This window comes from Mycolicibacterium sp. CBM1, from assembly GCF_054073305.1.
Window position 1 is genome coordinate 1 of sequence record NZ_JBSXPP010000003.1, and the last position, 24,227, is coordinate 24,227.

The 24,227-nt window shown below is 65.5% G+C and carries 19 protein-coding genes, 1 tRNA gene and 1 pseudogene; 10 read left to right on the forward strand and 11 right to left on the reverse strand.

Features of this window, described 5'->3' with window-relative positions; genetic code table 11:
* Positions 1–69: 69 nt before the first annotated feature.
* From ACXDF8_RS04520 to ACXDF8_RS04530, 3 genes are all read left to right on the forward strand, one after another.
* Positions 70–1,617 carry an IS1182 family transposase gene (locus ACXDF8_RS04520; RefSeq protein WP_457222064.1) on the forward strand — a complete coding sequence of 516 codons (1,548 nt, stop codon included), beginning with the start codon at positions 70–72 and terminating at the stop codon, positions 1,615–1,617.
* 369 nt (positions 1,618–1,986) lie between these two features.
* Positions 1,987–2,136, forward strand: a complete 150-nt coding sequence (locus ACXDF8_RS04525) for a hypothetical protein (protein WP_457222065.1) — start codon at positions 1,987–1,989, stop codon at positions 2,134–2,136.
* A 54-nt stretch (positions 2,137–2,190) separates the two neighbouring features.
* Positions 2,191–2,267: transfer RNA gene (locus ACXDF8_RS04530), tRNA-Ile, on the forward strand.
* 377 nt (positions 2,268–2,644) lie between these two features.
* On the opposite strand, the pseudogene ACXDF8_RS04535 reads toward ACXDF8_RS04530, so the two are convergent.
* The 3 genes and pseudogenes from ACXDF8_RS04535 to ACXDF8_RS04545 all read right to left on the reverse strand — a co-directional run bounded on the left by ACXDF8_RS04535 (position 2,645) and on the right by ACXDF8_RS04545 (position 6,508).
* Positions 2,645–3,743 (reverse strand): annotated as a pseudogene (locus tag ACXDF8_RS04535) (IS3 family transposase).
* A 246-nt stretch (positions 3,744–3,989) separates the two neighbouring features.
* Positions 3,990–5,447 (reverse strand): MFS transporter, encoded by a 1,458-nt coding sequence (locus ACXDF8_RS04540; protein WP_457222066.1) that lies wholly within the window; start codon positions 5,445–5,447, stop codon positions 3,990–3,992.
* 110 nt (positions 5,448–5,557) lie between these two features.
* A complete protein-coding gene (locus ACXDF8_RS04545) occupies positions 5,558–6,508 on the reverse strand; it encodes an NtaA/DmoA family FMN-dependent monooxygenase (RefSeq protein WP_457222067.1) in 951 nt (316 codons plus the stop codon).
* Between the two features lie 74 nt (positions 6,509–6,582).
* On the opposite strand from ACXDF8_RS04545, the gene ACXDF8_RS04550 reads away from it, so the two are divergent.
* Complete coding sequence (locus ACXDF8_RS04550) at positions 6,583–7,491, forward strand: LysR family transcriptional regulator (protein WP_457222068.1); 909 nt, start codon at positions 6,583–6,585, stop codon at positions 7,489–7,491.
* On the opposite strand, the gene ACXDF8_RS04555 is transcribed toward ACXDF8_RS04550, so the two are convergent.
* Both ACXDF8_RS04555 and ACXDF8_RS04560 read right to left on the reverse strand, forming a co-directional pair.
* Entirely contained in the window at positions 7,488–8,099 is a 612-nt protein-coding gene (locus tag ACXDF8_RS04555; protein ID WP_457222069.1) for a type IV toxin-antitoxin system AbiEi family antitoxin, read from the reverse strand. The genes ACXDF8_RS04550 and ACXDF8_RS04555 overlap by 4 nt on opposite strands.
* A gap of 369 nt (positions 8,100–8,468) precedes the next feature.
* Positions 8,469–9,827, reverse strand: a complete 1,359-nt coding sequence (locus tag ACXDF8_RS04560; RefSeq protein WP_457222070.1) for an MFS transporter — start codon at positions 9,825–9,827, stop codon at positions 8,469–8,471.
* An 86-nt stretch (positions 9,828–9,913) separates the two neighbouring features.
* On the opposite strand from ACXDF8_RS04560, the gene ACXDF8_RS04565 reads away from it, so the two are divergent.
* The 5 genes from ACXDF8_RS04565 (at position 9,914) to ACXDF8_RS04585 (ending at position 14,623) form a co-directional block, all read left to right on the forward strand.
* On the forward strand, positions 9,914–11,578 hold the full coding sequence (locus tag ACXDF8_RS04565; RefSeq protein ID WP_457222071.1) for an alpha-keto acid decarboxylase family protein: 1,665 nt from the start codon (positions 9,914–9,916) through the stop codon (positions 11,576–11,578).
* 97 nt (positions 11,579–11,675) lie between these two features.
* Positions 11,676–12,428, forward strand: a complete 753-nt coding sequence (locus ACXDF8_RS04570; RefSeq protein WP_457222072.1) for a thioredoxin domain-containing protein — start codon at positions 11,676–11,678, stop codon at positions 12,426–12,428.
* A complete protein-coding gene (locus ACXDF8_RS04575) occupies positions 12,425–13,300 on the forward strand; it encodes a cytochrome c biogenesis CcdA family protein (protein ID WP_457222073.1) in 876 nt (291 codons plus the stop codon). Before ACXDF8_RS04570 ends, ACXDF8_RS04575 begins: the two co-directional genes overlap by 4 nt.
* A 22-nt stretch (positions 13,301–13,322) precedes the next feature.
* The gene (locus tag ACXDF8_RS04580) at positions 13,323–13,697 is read left to right on the forward strand and encodes a BlaI/MecI/CopY family transcriptional regulator (protein ID WP_457222074.1); all 375 of its coding nucleotides are present in this window, start codon (positions 13,323–13,325) and stop codon (positions 13,695–13,697) included.
* Entirely contained in the window at positions 13,694–14,623 is a 930-nt protein-coding gene (locus ACXDF8_RS04585) for a M56 family metallopeptidase (protein ID WP_457222075.1), read from the forward strand. The genes ACXDF8_RS04580 and ACXDF8_RS04585 overlap by 4 nt, the downstream gene beginning before the upstream one ends.
* Here ACXDF8_RS04585 and ACXDF8_RS04590 read toward each other — a convergent pair.
* The gene (locus tag ACXDF8_RS04590) at positions 14,620–15,081 is read right to left on the reverse strand and encodes a hypothetical protein (RefSeq protein WP_457222076.1); all 462 of its coding nucleotides are present in this window, start codon (positions 15,079–15,081) and stop codon (positions 14,620–14,622) included. The two genes, ACXDF8_RS04585 and ACXDF8_RS04590, sit on opposite strands and share 4 nt — an antisense overlap.
* Before the next feature lie 163 nt (positions 15,082–15,244).
* Between ACXDF8_RS04590 and ACXDF8_RS04595 the strand changes: the two genes are divergently transcribed.
* The gene (locus ACXDF8_RS04595) at positions 15,245–16,621 is read left to right on the forward strand and encodes a PE-PPE domain-containing protein (RefSeq protein ID WP_457222077.1); all 1,377 of its coding nucleotides are present in this window, start codon (positions 15,245–15,247) and stop codon (positions 16,619–16,621) included.
* Positions 16,622–16,683: 62 nt separating this feature from the next.
* Here the strand turns inward: ACXDF8_RS04595 and ACXDF8_RS04600 are convergent, their stop codons facing one another.
* The 5 genes from ACXDF8_RS04600 to ACXDF8_RS04620 form a co-directional block, all read right to left on the reverse strand.
* Entirely contained in the window at positions 16,684–17,058 is a 375-nt protein-coding gene (locus tag ACXDF8_RS04600) for a CDGP domain-containing protein (protein WP_457222078.1), read from the reverse strand.
* A gap of 240 nt (positions 17,059–17,298) precedes the next feature.
* Positions 17,299–18,267, reverse strand: a complete 969-nt coding sequence (locus ACXDF8_RS04605; RefSeq protein ID WP_457222079.1) for an acyl-ACP desaturase — start codon at positions 18,265–18,267, stop codon at positions 17,299–17,301.
* A 148-nt stretch (positions 18,268–18,415) separates the two neighbouring features.
* Complete coding sequence (locus ACXDF8_RS04610; RefSeq protein ID WP_457222080.1) at positions 18,416–21,787, reverse strand: ATP-binding protein; 3,372 nt, start codon at positions 21,785–21,787, stop codon at positions 18,416–18,418.
* Positions 21,780–22,484: a DUF4194 domain-containing protein gene (locus ACXDF8_RS04615; RefSeq protein WP_457222081.1), complete on the reverse strand. Its 705-nt coding sequence runs from the start codon at positions 22,482–22,484 to the stop codon at positions 21,780–21,782. The genes ACXDF8_RS04610 and ACXDF8_RS04615 overlap by 8 nt, the downstream gene beginning before the upstream one ends.
* Entirely contained in the window at positions 22,481–23,977 is a 1,497-nt protein-coding gene (locus ACXDF8_RS04620) for a DUF3375 domain-containing protein (RefSeq protein ID WP_457222082.1), read from the reverse strand. Before ACXDF8_RS04620 ends, ACXDF8_RS04615 begins: the two co-directional genes overlap by 4 nt.
* Between the last annotated feature and the right edge of the window lie 250 nt (positions 23,978–24,227).

Sequence of the window (24,227 nt, forward strand, 5' to 3'; positions counted from 1 at the left end):
CTAGGAGCCTGCTGAATTAATCCCGCGTGGCGGGGCCGGTTGTGCTGGGGTTTTGGGGACAATTGGTGGGTGCAAGGTCGCTCGGATGATCAGCGTGAGTTGTTGGATGCGGAGTCGGTTGCCGGGCATTTGTTGAAGTCCGACAGCATGTTTGCTTTCTTGGCGGCGCATCGTTCGCAGTTGTTTCCCGAGGAGATGTTCGTCGATCTGTTTCCGTCACGACGGGGCCGACCGAGTGTTCCAGCCGAGGTGATGGCCTCGGTGATCACCTTGCAGGCGCTACACGGCCTGTCGGATAACGAGACCGTCGAGGCGGTCACCTTCGATCTGCGGTGGAAGGCGGCCTGCGGGATGCCGATCACCGCGACGGCGTTTCACTCCACCACGTTGACCTACTGGCGGCGCCGGTTGGCGGCCTCAGAGCGCCCGAACCGGATCTTCGAGGCGGTCAAAGCCGTCGTCACCGAGACCGGAGTTTTGGCCAAGAAGACACGGCGGGCGCTGGATTCCACCGTCCTGGACGACGCGGTCGCCACCCAGGACACCGTCACGCAGCTGATTGCCGCGATCCGCCGGGTCCGCCGCGACGTACCCGACGCCGCGCAGGTCATCGAGGCCCAGTGCACTGCGCATGACTACGACGACCCGGGCAAACCCGCGATCGCCTGGAACGACAAGTCAGCCCGTGACCAGCTCGTTGATGCCCTGGTCAGCGACGCGCACCGACTGCTCGGTCACCTCCCCGAGCAGGATCTCGGGCCCCGCGCCGCCGAAGCGGTGGCATTGTTGGCGCTGATCACTGGCCAGGACGTCGAACCCGTCGAGGGCTCTGATGGCACCGACGGGCAGTGGCGCATCGCCCAGCAGGTCGCCCCGGACCGGATCATCTCCACTGTCGATCCTGACACCCGCCACGCTCACAAGACGGTGCACCGCCGCCAGGACGGCTTCAAAGCCCATATCGCGGTCGAACCCGACACCGGCATCATCACCGACTGCGCCCTGACCAAGGCCAACGGCCCCGACAACCACGAAGCCGTGGTCGGGTTGGCCCTGCTCGACGACGAACCCGCTCCAGTGCGGGTGCTCGGGGATTCGGCCTACGGCACCGGCGACGCCCGCGCCGCACTGGCCGAACGCAAGCACATCGCCGTGATCAAACCGACGCCGCTGCGCGCGCCGGTGCCCGGTGGATTCACCAGCGACGATTTCAGCATCGACTTCGATGCCCGCACCGTGACCTGCCCGGCCGGCCACACCGCCGGTATCGCACCCAGGGGTGGGGTGAAGTTCGAGAGGCACTGTCGTTCATGCCCTTTGACAACGCAATGCACCACTGCCAAGCGTGGACGCCAGCTCACCATCGGTGAACACGAACAGCGTCTACGCGCAGCCCGAGCAGTCGCCCGCACACCCGAGTGGCAGGACGAGTACCGCCAACACCGCCCCATGGTGGAACGCTCGATCGCCTGGCTCACCCGAGGAAACCGCAAACTCCGCTACCGCGGAATCGCGAAGAACGGCTACTGGCTCCACCATCGCAGTGCCGCGCTGAACCTGCGACGCCTCATCACGATGGGCCTGACCCACACCGGCACCACCTGGGCCATCGCCTAGCACAGACCACCAGGTCTTGCCGTCACACAGCACAGATGCCACGCTCGACACGGCGGGGTGACCCTCGAATTGTCGGCCCTCAGGTCTGAGGGAACACACGCGCCACAGAGCGCTCTGAGGCACCCCGCCCCAAACGCCCTAATTCAGCAGGCTCCTAGCGGGTGAACTCGAGCGGATCGCGGCGCAGCTGGGGGTGAAGTCGGTCTTGGTGATGCGTTCGGAGGCCGATTCGATGGTCGTCGCCGCCACCGCCGGTGAAGCGACCCAGCACTACACCGTCGACGCCGCGGGCAAGAAGGCGCTGACCGACGAGTCGCGGGCAACGAGGACGAGGTCGAGTTCGGCCTGCACAACTACCTCGGCCTGCCGGTGCACGACGCCGCGGGCACGGTGGTGGGGACGGTGTGCGTGCTTGACGACAGCCCGCGTGAGTACACCGACGACCAGCGCGCCCAGCTGGTGGCGTTCGCCGGAGAGGTGGAGCGGATAATCGAGGGTGGCGGCAACGCGCTGAGCTGATCCGATCCTGCTGACAGCGGGGCCGGGCGGCATGCGACCATAGGTGCCGCACAAGGGGCGGTAGCTCAGTTGGTTAGAGCCGGGGACTCATAATCCCTTGGTCGCGGGTTCGAGCCCCGCCCGCCCTACCATTACAGGCTTACTCGAAACCTTGACCGAAAAGAGATCGGACAAGGTGAGCAGGTCTGTCGAGGATGTTAGGACAGTCTCCGCTGTGCGGGGGCTGTCTTGCTTTTTCGGATGTGGGGCGCTCTGGCCGTACACCGCGGCTGCCACTTTTAGTTCGGTGAACAGCGGCTTCGTCTCGTCGCTGGCGACGGTCAATGGGGTCTGCTGCACGATCAGGTGACATCTTGACCTGCCCTACCTGTTGGGTTCCAGTTGTGGTGGCTAACTGACGGCGGTGAGGGTGTCGTTGGTGAAGGATAGTTCGTGCTCGATCGGGGTGCGGTAGTTCAGCGCTGAGTGAATCGCCCCGGTGAGTCCGGAGACTTTCTGATCTGAGAACTCAGCCGGCGGCTGGTCTCTGTCGTTGAGCGTAGTAGGCGGCCTCAAGCTCAGCTGGCGGGATGTCGCCGCAGTACTCGTAGAGCCGGTGGTGGTTGAACCAGTCGACCCATCTCGCGGTCGCCAACTCGACGTCCTCGATGGTGCGCCAGGGTTTACGTGGTTTGATCAGCTCGGTCTTGTACAGACCGTTGATCGTTTCGGCTAGAGCATTGTCATACGAGCTGCCGACCGCCCCGACCGACGGCTGGATATCGGCTTCGGCCAACCGCTCGGCGAACCGGATCGACGTGTACTGACTAGGTTCAACCGGTCGAAGCAACACCCTGGAATTTTGGAGGGTGTTCGATGGTTCGTCGGCAGCAAGCAGCAGATCGCGCGATTCCTCGTGCGATGAGGTGGCCATGGTCGCCGCCACCCGCCAGCCCAGGATCCGCCGAGCGTAGGCGTCGGTGACGAACGCGACGTAGGCGAATCCCGACCAAGTCGACACATACGTCAGATCCGCCACCCACAATCGGTCCGGAGCACGCGGCCCGAACTGGCGGCTCACCAGATCTGCCGGCCGGGTGGCCTCGGGGTCGGCGATCGTGGTGCGTCTGACCTTCCCGCGCACCGCCCCACGCAGACCGAGCTCAGCCATCAGCCGCTCGACGGTGCATCGGGCCACCTCAATGCCCTCACGGTGCAGCGCCAGCGACACTTTGCGGGCGCCGTAGACCCCGTAGTTGGACCGAGCCCGACGAGCTCGGCGCAGATCGACTGGACACCCCACCGCAGACCATCAGAACCGTCTCGATGACCCCGATGCTCGGCGATGAACCGGCAGATCAGTGGTGTGGCCGGTCCAGTTCGGCCGCGAAGAAAGCCGACGCCGTCTTCAAAATGGCATTGGCTCTGCGCAATTCAGCGTTTTCCCGACGCAACTTCTTCAACTCGGCCGATTCCTCGGTCGTGGTCCCGGGGCGGGCGCCGGAATCGACCTGAGCCTGGCGCACCCACTTGCGGACCGTCTCGGCCGTGCCGACCCCCAACAACCGGGCGACCTCGGTCATCGCCGCCCACTCCGACTCATGCTGATCGCTGATCTCGACGACCATCCGCACCGCCCGCTCACGCAGCTCCGGGGGGTACCTTCTCGACGAACCACCTGACTTCACCCCATCCTTCCCAACAAATGGAGTCTCCGGACATGCCGGGGCGATTCATTGAGGCGAACTCGGCCCCAATTCGCTCTAAACATGTTCAGACGGGTCTGCGCCCGGCTGGCCGAGGGGCTGAAATTTGCCGAGTCCCCGTTGCGGGGCATACGGGGGCTAGATCGCTGCACGTTCGGACTCGCCGGGTCAACCTTGAACCACGGCATCTGATGGGGATTGGCTCTCACTGAAGCGCAGTAGTAGACAGCTGAGGACGGCGGCGCTGAGGAGGCTCGCGGCAGCCGAATAGCAGACCACGTGAATAGCACCGTTGTATGCGGTTCGAGCTGTATCGACCATGGCAGGCGATAGCTGGGTATGAAATGCGTCGGAAAGCGATGGGGGCATGCCGCTTTGGCTGACACTGGCTGCGCCGGCCGGCGTTGTGAACAGTATCTGGTAGGCGCTGGCAAGCAGAGTGCCGAGAAGCGCGATTCCGAGGCCGGCCCCTAGCTCGAATGAGGTCTCTTGGATGGCTGCGGCTTCCCCTGAGCGTTCGGGTTGCGCCGCTGACATGATGGCGTCAGCGCCAAGTGTCATGATTATTCCTGCTCCGCCGCCGATCAGGACAAGCATGGGGCAGATCGTCCACCAGTAGTTGGAAAGGTCCCCGGCAGCACTTATCAGGATCAGTCCAGTCGCGAAGATGCTGAGTCCCGCTGCGATAGACCAGCGCAGCCCTATAGTCTCAGCGGTGCGTGCAGCTAGCGCTGCCCCGACGGCGTTAGCTAAGGCCATGGGAGATAACGCGGCACCTGCGACCAAACTTGTGTAGCCGCCCACATATTGAAACCATTGGGCGAAGAAGTAGAGCATCGCAGTGTAGTTGCCAAAGCACACGAGAACACATGCGGTCGCAACGGAGAAGCGTCTGTCTGCGAACAGATGGAGGTCAAGCAGGGGCTCTCGAAGTCTGAGTTGGCGGTGCACAAATAGGCCTGCAACAGCGAGGCCAGCGATGCCGATCAAGATCGCAGGCAAGACGAATGCGAGTTCGGTCCCAGTAACTTTGATCGAATACACAATAGAACCAAGGGCGACGACAGACATCGCTGCGCTGAGCGCATCCCATCGAGGAGGCGCAGGGTTCTTCGATTCCGGGATGACGATGAACCCAGCCACGGCGACTGCCACCACGATGGGTACGTTGACCAGGAACACTGATCCCCACCAATAGTGCTCCACGAGGAAGCCACCGATCAGAGGTCCGAGCGATGCCCCGATACTATGGGCCGCCGTCCATAGACCGATCGCGAACATGCGTTCCTTGTCGTCGGTGAAAACCACTCTGATGATCGAGACCGTGGATGCCATGATCATCGCCGTGCCGACGCCTAACGCCACGCGCGCGGGAACGAGTTGGGTCGCGCTGGTTGAGAATGCGCAGGCGAGCGACGCGGCTCCGAACACGATGAAGCCGCTCAAAACAACCTTCTTGCGCCCAAACTTGTCACCAAGCGTGCCGAATGTGACAAGCAGTGCAGCGACGGTCAAAGAGTAGGCGTCGAGAATCCACAGCAAGGAGACGTTACTTGGCCTCAGGGCCACGGTGAGGCGAGGAGTTGCGATGTGCAGGACGGTGAGATCAATTCCGGCGAGGAACAAGCTGAAACACAGTACTACCAGTACGACCCACCGCCTGCGTCCTTCCCTGCCAGGTGCAGTCGGTCGGGCTTGGCCGCCGCCGTCCGGGGCGAAAGAGGCCACGATTGGACTCAGAACTCGGTAAGGTTGTCGCGCAACGTGTTTCCCACCGTGTATTCGGTGCGTGTCAGCCCGCGTCGTTGCAAAGCGGGCACTAGACCTTCGGTGATGTCGGCAACGAAATGGCGGCTGAGCCTCAGCAGTGGGGTGGTGATGATGAACCCGTCACCACCCGCGAACTCCATTGCCTCGCCCATTTGTTCAGCGACGGAGTCCGGCGTCCCAACAAGATCGAGCGACGACACGAGTCCCCCTGCACTGTCGAGAACGAGCTCTCGCAGTGTTTTACCGCTGCCCCATTGCTGAAGCTGATCAAGGGAGCCCTGCTCACCGTTGGTCGTTAACCTATAAGGAAGCGGTAGGTCGAGATCGAATGCGGCGAAATCTATCTCGGTAATCGCAGACACTTGGGCAAGAATTTCAGTGATGAACTGAGGGGACGTGACTTCTCGCTCCCGCTTGATCTGTGCCTCATGGACAGTCTCAGCGACCGTGGGCGTGATGCAGAACAGTACCTTTATCGAGTCCGGGTCCCTTCCAGCGGCCGCAGCCTTGGCACGAACATCATCGCGAAACTCCTTCATTCCCTCCTTGCCGTGAGCGATCGCGATGACGGAGTCGGCATGTGTGGCGGCGAACGCTCGGCCGCGCGGCGAAGCACCGGCTTGGATGAATGCCGGGCGGTGCTGTGGTGAGGGCACCGTGTTCAAAGGTCCGCGCACCGCAAAATGCTTGCCGCGATGACGGATCGGCCGTATCTTCGACGGATCGGCGTACACACCGTTGGTCCGGTCGAGTACGACTGCATCTGGATCCCAGGACGCAAAGAGTTCCGTGACCACCTCGACGAACTCGTCCGCTCGGGCGTACCGTTCCTCGCGGGCGGGAAGTTCGTCAAGGCCGAAATTCTGTGCTGCCAGGTCTTCTGCGCTCTGGGCACTCGAGTAACCGAAATTCGCCATGCCCAGAACTATGCATTGAGCTGTCGATAAGCAAAAGTGAATGTTTCTACGCAATATCCAGTAGAGTTGCTTATGTGTTGAACGTGGACCGTCTCCGCGCGTTGCTCGCGGTCGCCAAACACGGCACTATCGCCCGGGCTGCCGATTTCTTGCACACGACACCTTCTGCGGTGTCGCAACAGCTCACAAAACTTGAGCGAGAGACTGGCCAACAGCTGCTCCAGCCCAATGGGCGATCGGTGCGACTCACGCCCACGGGGCGCATGCTCGTGTTGCACGCTGACCGAATTTTGGCTCATGTCGCCGACGCCGAGGCTGACCTGCTCCGCGTCAATAGCGATGTCCTTGGTCCGCTGCGGATAGGTGCGATGAGCAGTTCCATTCGGCATCTCCTGCCGAAGTTGATTGCAGACCTCAGTAGCCGGCACCCTCAGTTAGTACCAAGCATTGTCGATGGCGAAGCGACTGATATGGTGCCGCAACTGGCGTGCGGAGACCTCGACATCGTTCTCATTGAGAGCTGGGACAACCGTCCAGTACCGCTGCCGTCGCGACTTGCTGTCGATGTCGTCGCGCGCGAACGTGTAGACCTAGCCGTCGCGCCCACTCATCGCCTGGCTGCGCAAACAGTTGCTTCACTGCGCGACCTTGGCGACGAGATCTGGGCCGCCTGTCCGCAGGGCTCAGAGTCTCTCAAATCGATGCTGCAGGCGCTTCGTGGCCAGGCAATTGAACCTGAAATACGTTATAACGTAGGCGATTACACGAGCCAGCTTGCCTTAGTGGCCGCCGGACTTGCCATCGCATTCGTTCCTGCCATTGCCCAGGATCCACACCAAGATGCTGTCGCGTACGTATCAACTTCGCCCGAACTCTTCCGCAGCATCACAGCCGCTTGGCGCCCTACCGCTGAAAATCCTGCCGTGCGCGCGTGCCTCACAGCCCTTCGAAATGTGACTGCTGAACCGGCGGGCCAGGCCTAGGTCTCCCAGCGCTCGCGGTTGAGTAGCTCGGTTTGCATTCTGCCCCAGAATGATTCGATCATTGCGTTGTCGTAGGTTGACTGCCGCGCCCAGGTTTCCGCCCGTTCCAGTGATGCTGTACGTTTCTGCTCGGTCGCCAGGGCTTGTAGGTGGCCTTTGTCGCTGCGCTCGTGCAGTACTGCGACGGCGCTCGGGATATCGATTTCGGCGTCGCCTAGTTTGGGGTGGTGGGCGAGGTCCAAGATTGTCTGTTCGGGTGTGGTCACCAGCGTCGGGCCGAGTTCGGTGTCGTAGCGTTCGGCATCCAATTGTTGGGTGTTGCGTTTGACGAATCGGACGACCGCAGTGCGGTCAGGCAACACGATGGGCCGGTGCTGCCGGGGCGTGGCGACTGCCGCGGTGGCCAGCGTGCGTGGAATCGTTCCGTGCAGCCGCGCGGCACTGACGCCCATGACGACGATGCTGTCCGGCCCGTAGATCGGTGAGGCGATGCCCGCCGCGGCGGTCTCTAAGCCCGGCATCCAGCCGCTCCCCACCATGTCCTGCGGCACCTGCGCGCGTGGGTGGGCATAGTAGTGCGCCGCGTCGGTAGGCCGAATTGTCTTCATCGGTGCCTGCTCCAGCCTTGTAGGCAGCGGGGTACTGCGGTCCTGCACCATTTCTGCTCCCGAGTATGCATTTCGTCCCCCCAAGAGTGCGAAATGCATACTGACACCGCAAACACTTCTCAATCACCTATTGCGCCGTCGCTGCGATCCGACAAGCCCTCGTCGTCGGTGGCGCGAGGGAACTGATACCTAGCCCAATCTGCGCCCAATCTGCGCCCAATCTGCTTTGGGAGGACACGACCGATCCGTCGCTCGCAAGCAGGGTCGCCTACACGGCAGCTCGACCGGGGGAGGAGACCAAGCCAGCGGCTACAGAAGCTGACCAGCCGCCCGCCGAGGCTGGTCGGCCGAAGCGCTGCCTCGCAAGCCTCACAGCAGGACGGGCTCGTCCAGCCTGACTTCCTTGGTCTCCCGCATGATCAGCAGCGCAACGAAGGTCAGGACCGCGGCCGAACTGACGTACACCCCGACCCACGCCACGCCATAACTGGTGGCCAGCCAAGTGGCGATGAACGGCGCGACCGCCGCACCCAGGATGCTGGCGAGGTTGTAGGCGATGCCGGATCCGGTGTAGCGCACGTTCGTCGGGAACAACTCGGGCAGAACCGCACTCATCGGCGCGAAGGTCAGACCCATCAGCGTCATCCCGACGATGAGGAACAGCAGCGTCGAGGACGTTGTGGCCTCGACGGGATCCAGCATCAGCTGGAAGGTCCCGCCGTAGCCGATGATCAACGCGGTGATCACCAGCAGTGTCCGGCGCCGGCCGTAGCGGTCGGCCAACTCACCGGCAATGGGGATGGCGGCTGCGAAGAACAACACCGCGATCAACTGCAGGCGCAGGAAGTCGACGTAGCCGATCCCGAGGCCGCTTCCGGCCGGCGGACGCTTGGCGATGCCGTAGCTCAACACCCACGTGGTGACCGTGTAGAACAGCGTGTAGGTCGCCAGCATCACGAAGGTGCCGATGATCAGCTGCCGCCAACTGGTGCGAAACACCTCAGCCAACGGCACGCGGACCTTCTCGCCGCGCTCGAGCGCCCTGGCGAACACCGGGGTTTCGGTGAGCTGGAGGCGGACATAGAGCCCGATCGCCACCATGACCGCGCTGAGCAGGAACGGAATCCGCCACACCCAGGTCAAAAACGGCCCGTCCAGGTCCGGTGCGGTGTTGCCGTGTCCCAGCCAGACCAGCAGCACCAGGAACATGCCGTTGGCCAGCAGGAACCCGGCCGGAGCGCCGAACTGCGGCCAGATCCCGGCGCGGGCCCGCTTGCCGGGGACGGCGGTCTCGGCGGCCAGCAATGCCGCGCCGCTCCACTCCCCGCCGAGGGCGAGCCCCTGGCTGAATCGCATCAGAGCCAGCAGGGCAGGGGCGATCAGGCCCACCTGGTGGTAGGTGGGCAGGAGGCCGATGACGAACGTGGCGATACCCATGGTCAGCAGGGAAGCGACCAGGGTGGCCTTGCGTCCGATCCGATCGCCGAAGTGGCCGAACAGGATTGAGCCCACCGGCCGTGCTACGAACGCCAGCCCGAATGTCGCCAGCGAAGCCAGCAGGGCGGTGGTGGGATTCCCCTTGGGAAAGAACAGATGGGGGAACACCGTCACCGCGGCGGTGGCGTAGAGGTAGAAGTCGTAGAACTCGATGGTGGTCCCCACCATCGAGGCGACGACGATGCGGCTGCGTGGCACACCGTTGACCGTTGTGTCGTTCCTATCCGTCATCGGGTCATGATCGCACCCGGTGGTGTGTCCAGCTGAACACGGGTTGATCGTCGATCCTGCGGCGGCGGGGTAGTACCTTCGACAGCATGTCCGAGTACACCGTGGGCGACTATCTGCTGGACCGGCTCGCCGAGCTCGGCGCCACCGAAGTGTTCGGTGTTCCAGGTGATTTCAATCTAGAGTTCCTCGACCATGTGGTGGCCCACGACAGCATCCGCTGGGTCGGTGGAGCGAACGAACTCAACGCCGGCTACGCCGCTGACGGGTACGGCCGGTTGCGCGGCATCTCCGCTTTGGTGACGACGTTCGGGGTCGGTGAGCTCTCGGCAGCCAACGCGATCGCCGGCAGCTACGCCGAACATGTGCCCGTCGTGCACATCGTCGGGGCCCCGTCGAAGGACGCCCAGGGCGCCCGCCGCAGCGTGCACCACTCGCTGGGTGACGGCGACTTCGAGCACTTTTTGCGGGTCGCCCGCGAAATAACCTGTGCACAAGCCAATCTGGTGCCCGCCACGGCAACTCGTGAGATCGACCGCGTGCTCAGTGAGGTGCGTGAGCAGAAGCGGCCGGGCTATCTCCTGCTGGCCACCGACGTGGCCCGGTTTGCCGTCGACCCGCCCAGCGCGCCGCTCCCGGTGTACGCCAACGGCACCAGTCCGCGGGCGCTGGACATGTTCGTCGAGGCAGCCCGCCAGCTGATCGCCGACCATCGGGTCACGGTGCTCGCCGATCTGCTGGTGCACCGGCTCAACGTCGTCGACAAGCTGGAGGAACTCCTGGCCGCCGACACCGTGCCCTACGCCACGCTGATGTGGGGCAAGAGCCTGCTCGATGAGAGCGCACCCAACTACCTCGGTATCTACGCGGGCGCGGCCAGCGCCGAAGAAGTGCGCCAGGCGGTCGAGGAGGCACCGGTACTGGTGACCGCCGGCGTGCAGTTCACCGACATGGTCAGCGGCTTTTTCACCCAGAAGATCGACCCCGCCCGAACCATCGACGTCGGCCCGGTCCAGTCCACCGTGGCCGGTAAGGTTTTCGCTCCGCTGGACATCGGCGCCGCGCTGGCGGCGCTGGCGGAGATTCTGCGTGACCGGGACATCATCTCGCCGCCGCTGCCGGCATCCGCGGCGGCACCACCGTCGCCGGTTCCGGCCCCTGATGTAGCGCTGACGCAGGAATTGTTGTGGGACACGCTTTCCGGGGCGTTGACGCCGGGTAATGTGGTGCTGGCGGACCAGGGCACCTGCTTTTACGGAATGGCCGCACACCGGCTGCCTGGCGGCGTGACGTTCATCGGGCAGCCGCTGTGGGCGTCGATCGGCTACACGTTGCCGGCCGCGCTCGGAGCCGCGTTGGCGCATCCGGACCGGCGGGTTGTCCTGCTGATCGGTGACGGTGCGGCGCAGTTGACGGTGCAGGAACTCGGCGTCATGGGGCGCGAACGGATCGCCCCGGTGATCATCGTGGTGAACAACGACGGTTACACCGTGGAACGGGCCATTCACGGCCCGCACGCGTACTACAACGACATCCCCGGATGGCACTGGACGGAGCTTCCCCACGCCCTGGGTGTGCCCGACGCGCTGACCGCAAAGGTCCGGACCTACGGCGAATTGGCGGCAGTGCTCGAGGCCGCCGGCCGCGATCAGGACCGGATGGTCCTCATCGAAGTGATCCTGCCGGCCGACGACGTGCCGCCGTTGCTGCAGCAGATCGCGGCTTCGGCCGCCGCGGCCAACAACGCGCACTAGGGGATCGCGCGCCGTATCCGACGCTCGGGTGACGTGCTAGAAAGGTTCTACGTACCTACGCCGTAGGTGCGTAGATATTCGGGTGCGGAGGTAAGTGGTGGACAGTTCGCGACGGCGCAACATCGGCAAAGACGTGGTGTTCCTCGCGGGACTGGTCATTGTCGCGGTGGCGCTGATCGTCTACTTGGTGCTGCACTCTGGCGACAAACCCGGTCCGGCGGCGTCGGAGCCTCCGTCTTCACCGGTCGCGTCGGGAACGCAAGGCGTACCCCCGCCGTCGGCGACCACCGCCGCGGATCTTCTGGCCGTCGAACGCCGCCAGCCCAACGATCCGTTTGCGCTGGGCAACCCGGCGGCACCCGTCGTGATGGTGATGTTCGCCGACTACCGTTGCCCGTTCTGTGCGAAGTTCAGCCGCGACACCGAACCGGTGCTGGTGAAGCGTTTTGTCGACCAAGGGACGCTGCGCATCGAGTGGCGTGACTTTCCGATCTTCGGTGCCCAGTCCATGACGGCGGCTCGCGCCGGCCGGGCGGCCGCCGAGCAGGGCAGGTTCTGGGAGTTCAACCGGGTGGTGTTCGCCGCCGCGCCCGAAAAGGGGCATGCCGACCTGACCGACGACACGCTGATCCACTTCGCCGAGCAAGCCGGCGTTCCCGACATCGCCGCATTCACCGCCGGTATGCGAGGTACCGCCTACGACAGCGCAATCAACGCAGATCTGGATCAAGGCAACAGCATCGGTGTACCGAGCACCCCGGCATTCCTGATCAACGACGTCCCGATGGTCGGAGCCCAACCGGTCGACGAGTTCGTCGCCGCTATCGACAACGCGGTGCCGAAGCGGTGAGTGGAATCGGGCTCGCAGGGGCGTTCCTCGGCGGCCTGGTCGCACTGCTCAGCCCGTGCTCAGCGCTGTTGCTGCCATCGTTCTTCGCCTACGCCTTCGATCAGACGCACGTGTTGGTTCAGCGAACTGCCGCCTTCTGGCTCGGCCTGTGCCTGGTGCTGGTGCCTCTCGGCGCCGGTGTCGCCGCCGTCGGCGGCATGGTCACCCGCCACCGCGAACAGGCCACGCTGATCGGTGGGGTCGTGCTCATCGGTATCGGGGTGGCCACCGCGCTGGGAAAGGGCTTCGGCCTTCCCGGGATTCAGCGGGCCCTGGGAAGAATCAGGATCTCGTCGGCCGTGTCGGTCCTCGCCCTGGGGGCGGTGTACGGACTGGCCGGATTCTGCGCCGGCCCGCTGCTGGGCGGTGTCCTGACCATGTCGGCCATGGGTGGCCATCCGCTCTACGGCGGGGTCCTGATGGGTAGCTACGCACTGGGGATGGCAGCGCCGATGTTCGTGCTGGCAGCACTGTGGGATCACCTGCGCTTCGGCGACCGAAAATGGTTGCACGGCAGGCCCGTTCAATGGGGTCCGATCAACACCCACACCACCGCCGTCGTCTCGGGGGCATTGTTTGTCGCGATCGGCGTGCTATTCGTGAGCACCGACGGGACGGCCAACATCGGCGGGGTGCTCAGTGTCGACGACGAGTACGGCCTACAGATGTGGCTGCGCCGGATCGCCGCGGCAGCCGGTGACGCCCGAGTGCTGCTTGGGGTCGTCGTGATCCTGATAGCGATCGTCGTCGCACGAATGTGGCGTCAGCGGCGGGCGCGGTCCATCGCGGCCAGCGAAGCCCCCAGCGCGGCGCGCTACTATCGCTCTACGTAGGTATGGACGGGTGGTGCGGATAGTGACGTTGAGGGGTTTCGGTGACCTCGAAGCCGTCGTGATGGACATGCTGTGGTCGCGCGACGAGCCGACCAGCGTGCGCAGTGTGCATGACGAACTCAAGCAAACCCGCCAAATCGCTTACACCACAGCGATGTCGACGATGGACAATTTGTTCCGCAAGGGTTGGCTGGTGCGTGACAAGGTCGGTCTGGCCTACTACTACCGGCCGGCGGTGAGCCGCGAGGAATACTCCGCAAATTTGATGCGCACGGTGTTCGAGTCCGGCGGTGACAGCGAGCTGGTGCTCAACTTTTTCCTCGAGCAGATCAGTCCCGACGAATCGGAGAAGCTGCGCGCGTTGCTGCAGCGATCCACCGACGAGGGGGCGTCGTGAATACCGTGACGGTGCTGCTCACCTATGCCGTGACCCTGACCTGGGTGGCACCGGTGGCGCTGGGCAGCCGGCTCGTCGCCGGGGCGAATCCGCGGGTCGGTGTCGCGGCGTGGTTGGTGACGGTCGGTGCTGCGGTGCTCACCTGGATGTCGGCTCTGGTGATTCTGGCCGCCGGTGCACTGCGAAGCCTGACGACGCACACCGCGCCGACATTCTGCGTCGAGAAGCTAGGGCTGTCGGGCCATCTGCAACCACCCGCTCCACTGGCAACCACGTTGGTGATCGGCCTGCTCGGGGCGACCACCGCCGTCGCCGCGCACACCGTCCGGCGGGTGATCATCACATTGGTCCGAACCCGGCGCTCCAACAGCCGCCACGTCGAAGCGGCGTGCATCGTCGGCCGCCCGATGGGTGGGCCCGGTGTGGTGATGGTCGCCTCGCAGCGGCCGGCCGTGTACTGCGTAGCGGGCGGCGGCCGCAGTGTCGTCGTTGTGACCTCGGCTGCCGTCGCACAGCTGGACGCCGACGGGCTGGCGGCGGTTCTGGACCACGAAAGGGCGCATCTTCGCGGCCGCCACCACCACATCACCGCCACCCTGAAGGGGCTGGCCGCGGCCCTGCCTCGGCTGCCCCTGATGACGGCTGCCGCGCGGTCAGTGCCGACGCTGTTGGAGATGTGCGCCGACGACGCCGCCGTGCGCAGGCACGGCCGAGCGCCGCTGCTGCGGAGCATGATCGCGCTCGGTGCCGGTGGCCGAGCGCCGGTGGGCGCGTTGGCGGCGGCCACCACCGCCGTGTTGGAGCGGGCGACCCGACTGGCGCGAGCGGCCGATCACCCGCCGCGGCGCCCGCGAGCGGCGGTCCTCCTTGCGGTGAGTTTGATGGCGGCGGTAGCCCCCGTCGTGGCGTTTGCGCTCTGCTTCTAGCGGCCGTGCTCGCTGGCGGCCAGCTCGCAGGCACCGTTCGCGCACGGCCGCTGCCGCCACCGCCACACCACCACACCAGCCAGCAATGCCACCGAGAGCGCTGCGAGCAACGGCTGCAGCGGCGCCCACAGACCCAACGCGCCGGAGGTGCCGACGGCTGCCAGCACAAGCTTGTTGCACACCGGGCAGCCGACCGCGAACGTCGCCAACATCAGCCCACCGCCGGCCGCGCCGGTTGCGCGGCGAGGCCCAGAGATGCCGAACCACAGCGCGGTCAACACGCCGACCGCCGCCAGCGTCGGATACTCCCACCAGCGCACCGGAACCTCGCGGCCAAACCACGGGGTGTCGATCACGTCGGTGGGCACACCGACCACCAGGACCGTCGACACTCCGGCGCCAACGGCCTTCACCGCAGTGGGCAGGCGTCGGGTCGGGTTGAGAGCAGTCAGCGGCATACCTACGTATCTACTACGTATTCCGGCTCGCGTCGACCGTCGTGCCACCCTTGGTCCACGGTCTCGGTGACTAAAGGCCGCAGCGCCCCAGTGTGATGTGCGCAACAGTTGATCCAGCGCATCGTGGTCGAGACCGGCCACTGTGGGGGACAAGGGGGTCGCCATGCCTAGGGCGCGCCTGCCGATGGTGGCCATCGTGGCCTCACTTGGCGGCGTGCTGCTTCTGGCGCTCACGCCCATCACCTCGGTGGCCGTCGCCATGGCGGCGACGGCGCTGTTCATGGGCGGCACGGGCCACTCGCTGAGCATCCCGCAGGACACCACCGAGTACATCGCCAACTACGTCGACAGTGCGGACGCCAAGTACGTCGCCCCCTCGGGGTTGTGTAGTGGCGGCAGCCCGGGTTGCGCGCGGGTGGCGGTCTATACCCCTGAGCAATTCCGATTCGACACCGGATTGTGGGACCTGCCGTTCGACGACTCGGTGGCGATCGGGCTGGCGAATCTGGACGCTTGCTTGCGGGCCGCGCCGTGCACTGTGACGGAACCACCGTTCACGACCACCGGTCCTGCCGCGCTGACCGATACGTCCTATGTCGTGTTCGGCTATTCCCAAAGCGCCACCATCGCCGCTCAGGAGAAATACGACCTCATCGCCCACCCGCCCGTCGGCACCACCGTTAGCTTCGTCCTGACGTCAAACCCCAACCGCCCCAACGGCGGAATTCTGGAGCGCTTCGTCGGCGCCTACATCCCGATCCTCGGTGTGAGCTTCGACGGCGCCATGACCACCAACTCGCCACAGCCCAATCCGGTGATCACCGTCGACGTCGCCCACCAGTACGACCCGGTGTCGGACTTCCCGACCAACCCGCTGAACATCTTGGCCGATCTCAACGTGGCGCTCGGGTTCCTCTACTTCCACCCCGAGACGGCCTTCTTCGCAGTCGACGATGTTGAGCTCCAAGGGCAATATCAGGACACCACCTTCTACCTTGCGCCCGCCAAGACCCTGCCATTGCTCATGCCGCTGGAACAGATTCCGCTCATCGGGCCGGCATTGGCTGCGACGTTGGACCCACCGCTGCGGGTGTTGGTGGAGGCGGGCTACGACCGCACCACCAACCCCGGCGAGCCGACGCCGGCCAAGTACCTGTACGCCCCGAACCCGATCAAGACGGCGATCGACTTCCTGGTCGCCATCCCGACCGGATGGGACAACGGGATTGCCACCATCACCGGCAATCCGGCGAATCGCCCGTTCCGCACGGCGCCGCAGGGTGTGTATGGGGTTGGCGGTCCGCCGGTCTACACCGGTGCGGTGGACCCCTACGGTCCACCGACGCCGTACTCACCGGCGCCGACCCAACGGGTGTCGCCTGTGACTGCGCGGAGCAGGCCATCGATCGCGGTCCGTCACCGGCCGTCACCGAAACCGGCGGTCAGCCGTGCGCAGACGTCGTCCGGCCTGGCCGGCACCGGCCGAACCCATCGCCCGAGTGTGCGTTCCGACGCGCGATCAACGGCGCGTCGCGGATGAAACCGCACATTCGCCGGTAACGCGGTGCGGTAATCCGCTTTGCGACAAGGATTCTCGGCTGGTTAGTTGAAGTTGATCGGGGTGAAACCGCCCGCGTCGGTGTAGGTCGGCGGCAGCCAGCCGGGCTCACCCGGCACAACAGTGCCCGGAGTAACCGGATACTTCACCTTCTCGTAGACCCGCTCGTCCTGCCAATAGCCGCCGCTGGTGGTGCAGCTGTAGGTCCCACAGCTCGTGCTGATCGGCACCTGATGCGCAGGCACCCACACCATGCGGAATCGCACCCAGCTGCCGTCCGGCTGAATCGGCCCGTCGCAGATGCTGCGAGTCTGAGTGCCGAGAAATCCCCACGGAACGCTCTCGCAGCCGAGTTGTACGTCCGCGTTTGCCGGCGGGGCCCACGACAACCCTCCGATGGCCGAGGCGGTGACGGCCACAGCTAATATTTTCCTCACCGACAGTTCCTCCTTGGCACGCAATATAACTGTATTGCCAAGGAGTGGCAACGAATTGGTCAACGGCATGGGCGGTCGTTGTGCCGCCTGTTTCTGATGTTGCTGTTGTGGCTAAAGAGGCGGATTCCGCACAACGATCGGCGCGTCGCGGATGAAACCACACACTCGCCGAGGACGCGGGGGAGCCGGGAACGCCAGACCGGGAACGGCCGGCCGGACCCGTCAGGTCGCTTGCAGTTCCTTCTTGCGGGCCTCGCGGGCCAACAACCGGTCGCGCTGCTCCTCGAACTTGAGCACTTCACCTTCGAGCTTGGTCACGTGGGCCGCGAGCTGCTCGCGGCGTGCCTCGCCGACAGGGGAGAAATCGGTGCGCTCGAAGATCTGCCACTTGCGCAGCGTGGGCGCGACGACTTCCTCGAGGTGCTGGCGGGGGTCGTAGATCCCGTGCTTGGCCATCAACACACCGTTGCGGCGGAAGTCGGGCATGCCGCGCCCAGGCATCCGGAAATTCTCAACCACGTCGGCGACGGCTTCCAGGGCCAGATCCGGCACGAGGTCCAGCGCGGCGGCGCACATGTTCCGGTAGAAGATCATGTGCAGGTTCTCGTCGGCGGCAACGCGCGCCAGCATCCGGTCGGCGACCGGCTCGTTGCACACCTTGCCGGTGTTGCGGTGGCTGACGCGGGTGGCCAGCTCCTGGAACGACACGTAGGCCACCGACAGCAGGAAGTCGGTCTTGTGCCGGGCCTCTTCCTCGGCGGTGGCGGCAAAACCACCGGTCATGTGGGCCATACGGGCTCGTTCCAGCGCAACCGGATCGACGGCGCGGGTGACGACGAGGTAGTCGCGCAACACGATGCTGTGCCGGGCTTCCTCCGCCGTCCAGCGGCCGACCCAGGTTCCCCATGCGCTATTGAGAGAGAAATGCTGCGCCGCTTCACGGTGGTAGGACGGCAGATTGTCCTCGGTGAGCAGGTTCGTGATCATCGCCGCCTTGGCGACCTCGCTGAGTTGCGACTGCTCCGGTGCCCAGTCGTCGCCGCCCATGGCCGCGAAGTTGCGGCCCTCGTCCCAGGGCACGTAGTCGTGGGGATGCCACTCGGTGCTGACCGACAGATGCCGGTTCAACTCGGCCTCGGCGATCTGCTCGAGTTCGTCGAGTAGATCGGCGTCCGTGAACTGCCGCGACATCACACCCCGCCTCAATCAGCTGGGGCACGTCGCCCGCGCGAAATAGTTAATCGTCCAGCCGGGTTCGGCGGAGTCGGGTCAACCCTAACAGGTCAGACCCGAAGCGCCGAGAGGACGCGGCAAATTTCCGTTCGGTTCGTTCCGTCGATCACACTGGCGCGGGCACCCGTTCCCGCGCCGCGGAGTGGCGCATCTGCTGGCGCAGACTGGTGAAGTCGGAGATCGTCTTGGCCACCACGGTCGCCACCGGGCGGGCATTTCGGCTCGTCGCTTCGGTCTTGGACACCATGATCACGCTGTCGATGTAGGGCTGGATGGTGGTGGCGTTCTGCACCGTGGCCACGATCACCAGCTGGAAGCCGAACTTGCGGAACGCCTGCAGTGCCTGCTGGGCGAACTGCGGATCCGACTTGGAGAAGGCCTCATCGAGCATCAACTGCGCGAAAACTGGCTTGTTGTCGGAACTCTCGGGACTGGCCAGGTTGAAGCTCAATGCCCCGGCGAGGCAGAACGCCATCAGCTTCTCCTGCTCACCGCCGGAGTTGTCGCCTGCGTTGGAATGTGTGCGGATCAATTCGCCTGTGTCGATGTCCCATTCGGCGCAGTCAAAGGTGAACCGGTTGCGCACGTCGAGCGCATCCCGCGTCCACGCCTTGTCCTCGGGAGCTGTGGACGCCAACCGATTCCGTAATCGCAGGATGTCGGCGTACTGATCCAGGATGGCCTGCTTGTCGCCCAGGCCCACCTCGGCGATGCGCCGGGAGATCGCCCGAACGATCTCGGTCAGTTCGGCGACGGCGGTCAGGCTGCGCGGTGTCGCCCGTAGCGTCAAGCGGGTCCCGTTGTTGAACTCCACCGCACCCAGACCGGTGTTGACCCGCTCGATCTGCTCGCTGATCCGCCGGGCCTCCTGCTCGGCCACCCGGTGCAACGTCAGGATCGCGTCCGGCGCCTGCTCGGTGACCAGCCGCATCATCCGCTCGTAGGCCTCGGGCAGTTCGCGTTCGTCGATGTGGCGGCACAGCGCCACGTAGTCGTGCACCCGTTCGTCGAACACGTCGCTGTCGTTGGGCACCGCGTCGGGGAAAGCGGTGTCGAACGTGCTCAGGATGCGGGCCAGCTCGTCGTAGGAGCGCCTGCGGCTTTCCCGCAGCTGCTCACGTTCGCGCCGGATGGCGCCGAACAGGGCGTCGCGGTGCGGCTCGGGGTTAAGCACCTCCAGCGGCACCGGCACGTCGGCGGCGTAGCGGTTCAGCAGCTCGGTCAACGGTTCCGAGACGAACGCCGGGGTCAACCGATCCTGAAGCTCGAGCAGCTGCGTGCGCCGGCGGTCCAGATCGTCGCGGCGGGTCTGGATGGCCCCGCGCCGCGTCATCAGCGTCTGGATCTCCTCCCAGCATTCGTCGGCCCGCGCGGACAGCGCCTCGATGTCGGGGTTGTCGGCCAGCAGCAGTTCGTACTGCTCCCGCAGCCGGTCGGCATGCCCGTCGGCGGTCTCGATGTCGATCTGGTTCCACTGCGGGAACTGCTCGCAGATCGTCTTGAACGCCGCGGCCCGGTCACGCCACTGCTGGCGCTCGGCGGCGATCTCGTCGGCGGTGCGCCGCGCCAACTGGTAGGCCTCTTCGGCTTTGGCCAGATCGACGGTCAGCGCGTCGATCTTGGCGGCGACGTCACCCTGGTACAGGTAGTCGGTTTGTTTGAGCGGGCGCCGGTCGTCCTTGACGGCGAGCCGCTCGGAGTCCTTGTACAGGCCGGTGTCGGTGACCGCGCGGCGGAACCGGGGGAACACGTCGGGGGTGTCGACGCACACGTGGTCACCGGCCGCGGCGACGACGCCCGCCGCCTCGGCGGCGCACGGATGGGCCGGATCGACGACGAAAAGCTTGCCGCCCAACGTGTTCGGCTCGGCCTCGACCGGCTCGGTGCCCACCGAGCCGGCGCGGACGTGGTGCAGCTGCAACCGGCCGCCCATGTTGGTTTCGTTGACGAAGCGCAGCACGGCCGCGTAGCGGTGGTCGGGCACCAGCAGCCGCAGGCCCACACCGCGCAGCACCTTCTCCACCGCCACTCGCCAGCGACCCTGGTCAGGTCGAAGATCCATCAACTCGGCCACATACGGCAATTCGCCGGGCTCCACGCCCACGGCGGCGCAGATCTGGTCGCGCATGGTGATGGCGAACTCCGGCAGTGCCGAGCCGACGTGCTCGACGCGCTTGAGTTCCTTGGCGGCGTCGTCTCGAGCGATGCGCGCCACCTTCTGCGCGTACTCCGCGTCGGTGGACGCCTCGCGGCCGCGATCGAGCTTGGCCAGCAGCTCGGTGGCGCGGGTGCTCAATTCCTCACGCAGGTTCCAGAATTCGTCCGCGCTGTAGGGAACGTCGATGTCTTGTGCGCCCAGCGCGGCCTCGTAGGCCGCCCGCCGCCGCGAAACCTGCTCAGCCTGCGCCTCCGCCGCGGCCACCTGCGACTGCAGCGGGCCCAGGCTCGCGCTGGAGCCGCTGATCTGCGCGTTGAGCGAATCGCCTTCGGCCTTAGCCAGATTCAGCGCGCGGGTGACGTCTTCGTACTCGTTGCCGAGCTGGTCGATGGTGGCGTCGAGCGACTCGATCTGTGGACGGCACTGCGCCAGCCGCACGTGGTCGGTGTAGGCCCGCACCATCGGCTGGTCCACCAGGTCGATGATGCCCAGATCCGAGGACTCCGAGGCGTAACGCTGCTGGATCTTCTCGATGTCGCCGAGGATCTTGCGCTTGCGCTGAGCGACGGCCAGCAGTTCGCGGGCCTCCACCAGCGGGTCGATCTGCTTGAGAGCCTCGGGTAGCCGGGTCAGGCTACCCGGCTCGTCTAGCATGAACTCCCGAACGAATTGCTCAAGTCCACCAACACTTTTCAGCGACTTGGCCTTCCCGAGCAGCTGTTGGGCGGCATCGGAGGCGCGGATCCCGATGGTGGCGTACAGCTGCGCCAGATACTGGGATTCGACCTTGGTGGAGAAGCGCCACTCGTCGTCTTTGAACACACTCGCGTCGAATCGCCCCGCCGCCCAGCGGTTGCAGACGTCCTCGATGTCGCGGTCGCCGTCGGCCAGCACGAAGCGACTCGAGGAATCCGAGCGGGACTCGCCGGTGAGCCACTTGAGCACCAGGCCGGTGATGGTGCGCCCGGTGTTGCTGGTGTAGGTGACGGCCACGGCCGACCATGCGGTGCCCTCACCGCGCAGGTACATCACCTTGGAGGCGCCGGCGTCGGTGCGTTGCCCCCAGGCGCCGCGCACGTACTTGTCGACGGTTCGTCGTCCCGCGTTGGAGCCGGCCGCCGAGTTGTCGCCGGAGGCGTTGAAGTTGCGCCGGTTGAATGGCAGGAAGCCCAGCGAAATCGCGTCCAGCAGAGATGATTTGCCGCTGCCGGAGGCGCCGGCGATCAGGGCGCCCCCTTCGCTGAACGGGATGTCGTGATAGCCGTCGAACACACCCCAGTTGATGACCTGTAGTCGGGACAGGTGGAACTGTTCAGCCATCGAGCGAGGCCTCCTGTTGATCGCGGTCGGCGCCGGTGCCGCCGCTGAGTAGCAGCTCGAACTGCTGTTGCAACTCGGTGATCACCGACGCGGTCAGCACGGCGTTGATGACCGGGCTGACGGTATAGCTGTCCTCGTCGTCGCGGGTCTTGCGCAGGATCTCCAGCCCGGCCAACCGCGCGATGGCGCCGTCGATACGGGCGGTGAACGCGACGGTGTCACGGTCGACGTCGTTGAGGACACCGGTGAACAGCCCGTGTACCTCGTCGCGGCTGATCACCACGTTCTGCCCGGCGGAGGCGCGCATCATCTGCGCCAGGTGCAGGGCCAGGATGGAATCATAGGTGCCCAGCGGCTCGCGCCGCAGAAGCTTTGCCCCGCGCGCAGATTCGTAACGAGCCTGCTCGACGAACGCGACATCCGCGGATTCGGCGACCCGCAGCAGCAAGTCCAGCTCGGACAGCCGCACCGACAACTGCCCGCGGTATTCCAACACCCAGCTGTAGAGGTCGGGGTCGGCTTCGGCACTGATGTAGCGGCGGGTCAACAGCTGCTGCAGCGCCCAGCACGCCCGGTCGGGCAGCTCGCTGACGTCACCGTCGAACCGGGGCCGGCGCTGGTGTGGGGCGCGAGCGGTCTGGTCCACCTCGGGCAGCGCGGACAGCGCTGCGATGTCCACCTCAGGGTTGGTCGTCACGCGCCGGCTCCGGCCAGGCTGGAGATCGGTTGGGTGAACATCAGGTGCGGAACCTCCATCTGACGGTCGCGTCCGTCCAGAGACTGGAACCGGACGGTCACCGACTCGGGTGGCTGTGTCGAGTCGTGCTGCTTGAGCGCCCAGGACCACAGCACGATGACGTGGCCGAGGTAGGCGCCCTGGCCGTCGGCCGATACCAGCTCCACCGCATCGGGTAGCGACAGCGGCCTACCGGAGTCGAGGGCGGCGTTGATCATCTCAGACATCGCGGGCGCGTCGACCTGGGTGGTCAACGCCGCGAAGCTGGACAGGTCCAGTTCACCGCCGGCCGGCTGGGCCGGCCTCGGGTTGGACAGGTCGCCGATGCGGAAGCTCAGCGCACCCACCGAGGTGATCGCGTGGCGGGCCAGTGGAAGCTCGATGTCGAGGCGCGAGTCGGTCAGTGAGGACTTCAGCAGTGCGCGGGCGGCACCGATGGCGTCGTTCAACTGACGGGCCACGCCCCGGCTCTGCTCCAGCGTGCCGAATGCGGTGAACCGTTTGACCCGCTGGGCGCAGCGCTGCTGGATGCGTTCCACCTCGTCGATCTGGTGACCGACCAATTCGAAGAATCCCGCCATCACCTTGCGCAGGGCCGGATCCAGCGCCGGCAGCGCCCCGGCGACGGCGGCGACATTGGCCTCGAACTCGGCCCGCTGGTCGGGGTCGTTGATCATCCGCAGGAACGCGCGGTGGGAGTCTCTGCCCTGCGAATCCCAGGCGGCCTGGTAGTCGGTGTACATCTGGCGCTGCCGGTCGCGGTAGGCGAGGTTGCTGTCGATCGGCTCGTCGAGGGCGGCGGTCGCCCGCTCGATCATCGTGCCGTACTGACCGATGTCGGTGATCAGCCGTTCCATCTGCAGGGCGATCGCATGGGCCTCGTCGTAGACGTCGGTCAGATCCGCATCGCCAAGATCGCGTTCGACGACGTCGCCCTCGCAGGTCGCCAGGGCGTCGAGCTCGGCCTGCAGCGCGGCGATCTCGGCCTGGATCCCGGCGCGGATGCGTGCCGGGTCGTTACCGACGCGCAGCGCGATCTGCTTGAGGCGCGAGGCGATGCCGTTGATGGAGCCGCCGGTGGCGATTGTGTCCTGCCGGCGCATGCCGCGCAGGAAGTCCAGGGCGCGACGGGCGTCCTGGGTCAGGTAGCACAGGTTTCGCTCCACGCCGCTGCGCTGATCGGCCACCCGGTGCAGCCAGCCCTGGCTCGCCCAGGTCTTGATCAGACCCAGGCCGGACTGTTCGCTGCCGGGCCGCCCGAGCTCGTCGAGGTCACGTTCCAGATGCACGACCAACTCGGTCTCGCCCACCACTCCGCCGCTGAGGTGACGCTCCATCAGGGTGGCGTACACACCGAGGTTGAGGGTCGCCAGCAGGCGCAGCGCGGGGGAGCCCTGGATGTCGCGATTGACTTCGAGAAGGTCAGCGGCCGACAGAGTGGTGTCGTCGTCCACTGGTTCTCCTCCTCGGTGTAGGTGGTCGGACGGTCCAACATAGGGCACGGCGCGGACATCGCACCGCGCCGCGGCCGGGTGTCGGGGAGGCGTCCGAGTTCGACCGTCACAACTTTCTCTCGAGTGCACGCCAGCCTCTCTGGTACCAGCGGCGGCCGAGGCGAAGCAGGCCGTCACGGCTTGGGGAAACCCGGCGTTCGACGCGGTTGGCGAAATCGTAAGAGGTGAGCCTCGTCACCAATCGATGCCA

Excerpts from the sequence above, each read along its gene's own strand:
- ACXDF8_RS04595 (WP_457222077.1), top strand. The coding sequence starts at position 15,245 with ATGCCTAGGGCGCGCCTGCCGATGGTGGCCATCGTGGCCTCACTTGGC.
- ACXDF8_RS04605 (WP_457222079.1), bottom strand. The coding sequence starts at position 18,267 with ATGTCGCGGCAGTTCACGGACGCCGATCTACTCGACGAACTCGAGCAG.
- ACXDF8_RS04565 (WP_457222071.1), top strand. The coding sequence starts at position 9,914 with ATGTCCGAGTACACCGTGGGCGACTATCTGCTGGACCGGCTCGCCGAG.
- ACXDF8_RS04590 (WP_457222076.1), bottom strand. The coding sequence starts at position 15,081 with ATGCCGCTGACTGCTCTCAACCCGACCCGACGCCTGCCCACTGCGGTG.
- ACXDF8_RS04560 (WP_457222070.1), bottom strand. The coding sequence starts at position 9,827 with ATGACGGATAGGAACGACACAACGGTCAACGGTGTGCCACGCAGCCGC.
- ACXDF8_RS04555 (WP_457222069.1), bottom strand. The coding sequence starts at position 8,099 with ATGAAGACAATTCGGCCTACCGACGCGGCGCACTACTATGCCCACCCA.
- ACXDF8_RS04610 (WP_457222080.1), bottom strand. The coding sequence starts at position 21,787 with ATGGCTGAACAGTTCCACCTGTCCCGACTACAGGTCATCAACTGGGGT.
- ACXDF8_RS04545 (WP_457222067.1), bottom strand. The coding sequence starts at position 6,508 with ATGGCGAATTTCGGTTACTCGAGTGCCCAGAGCGCAGAAGACCTGGCA.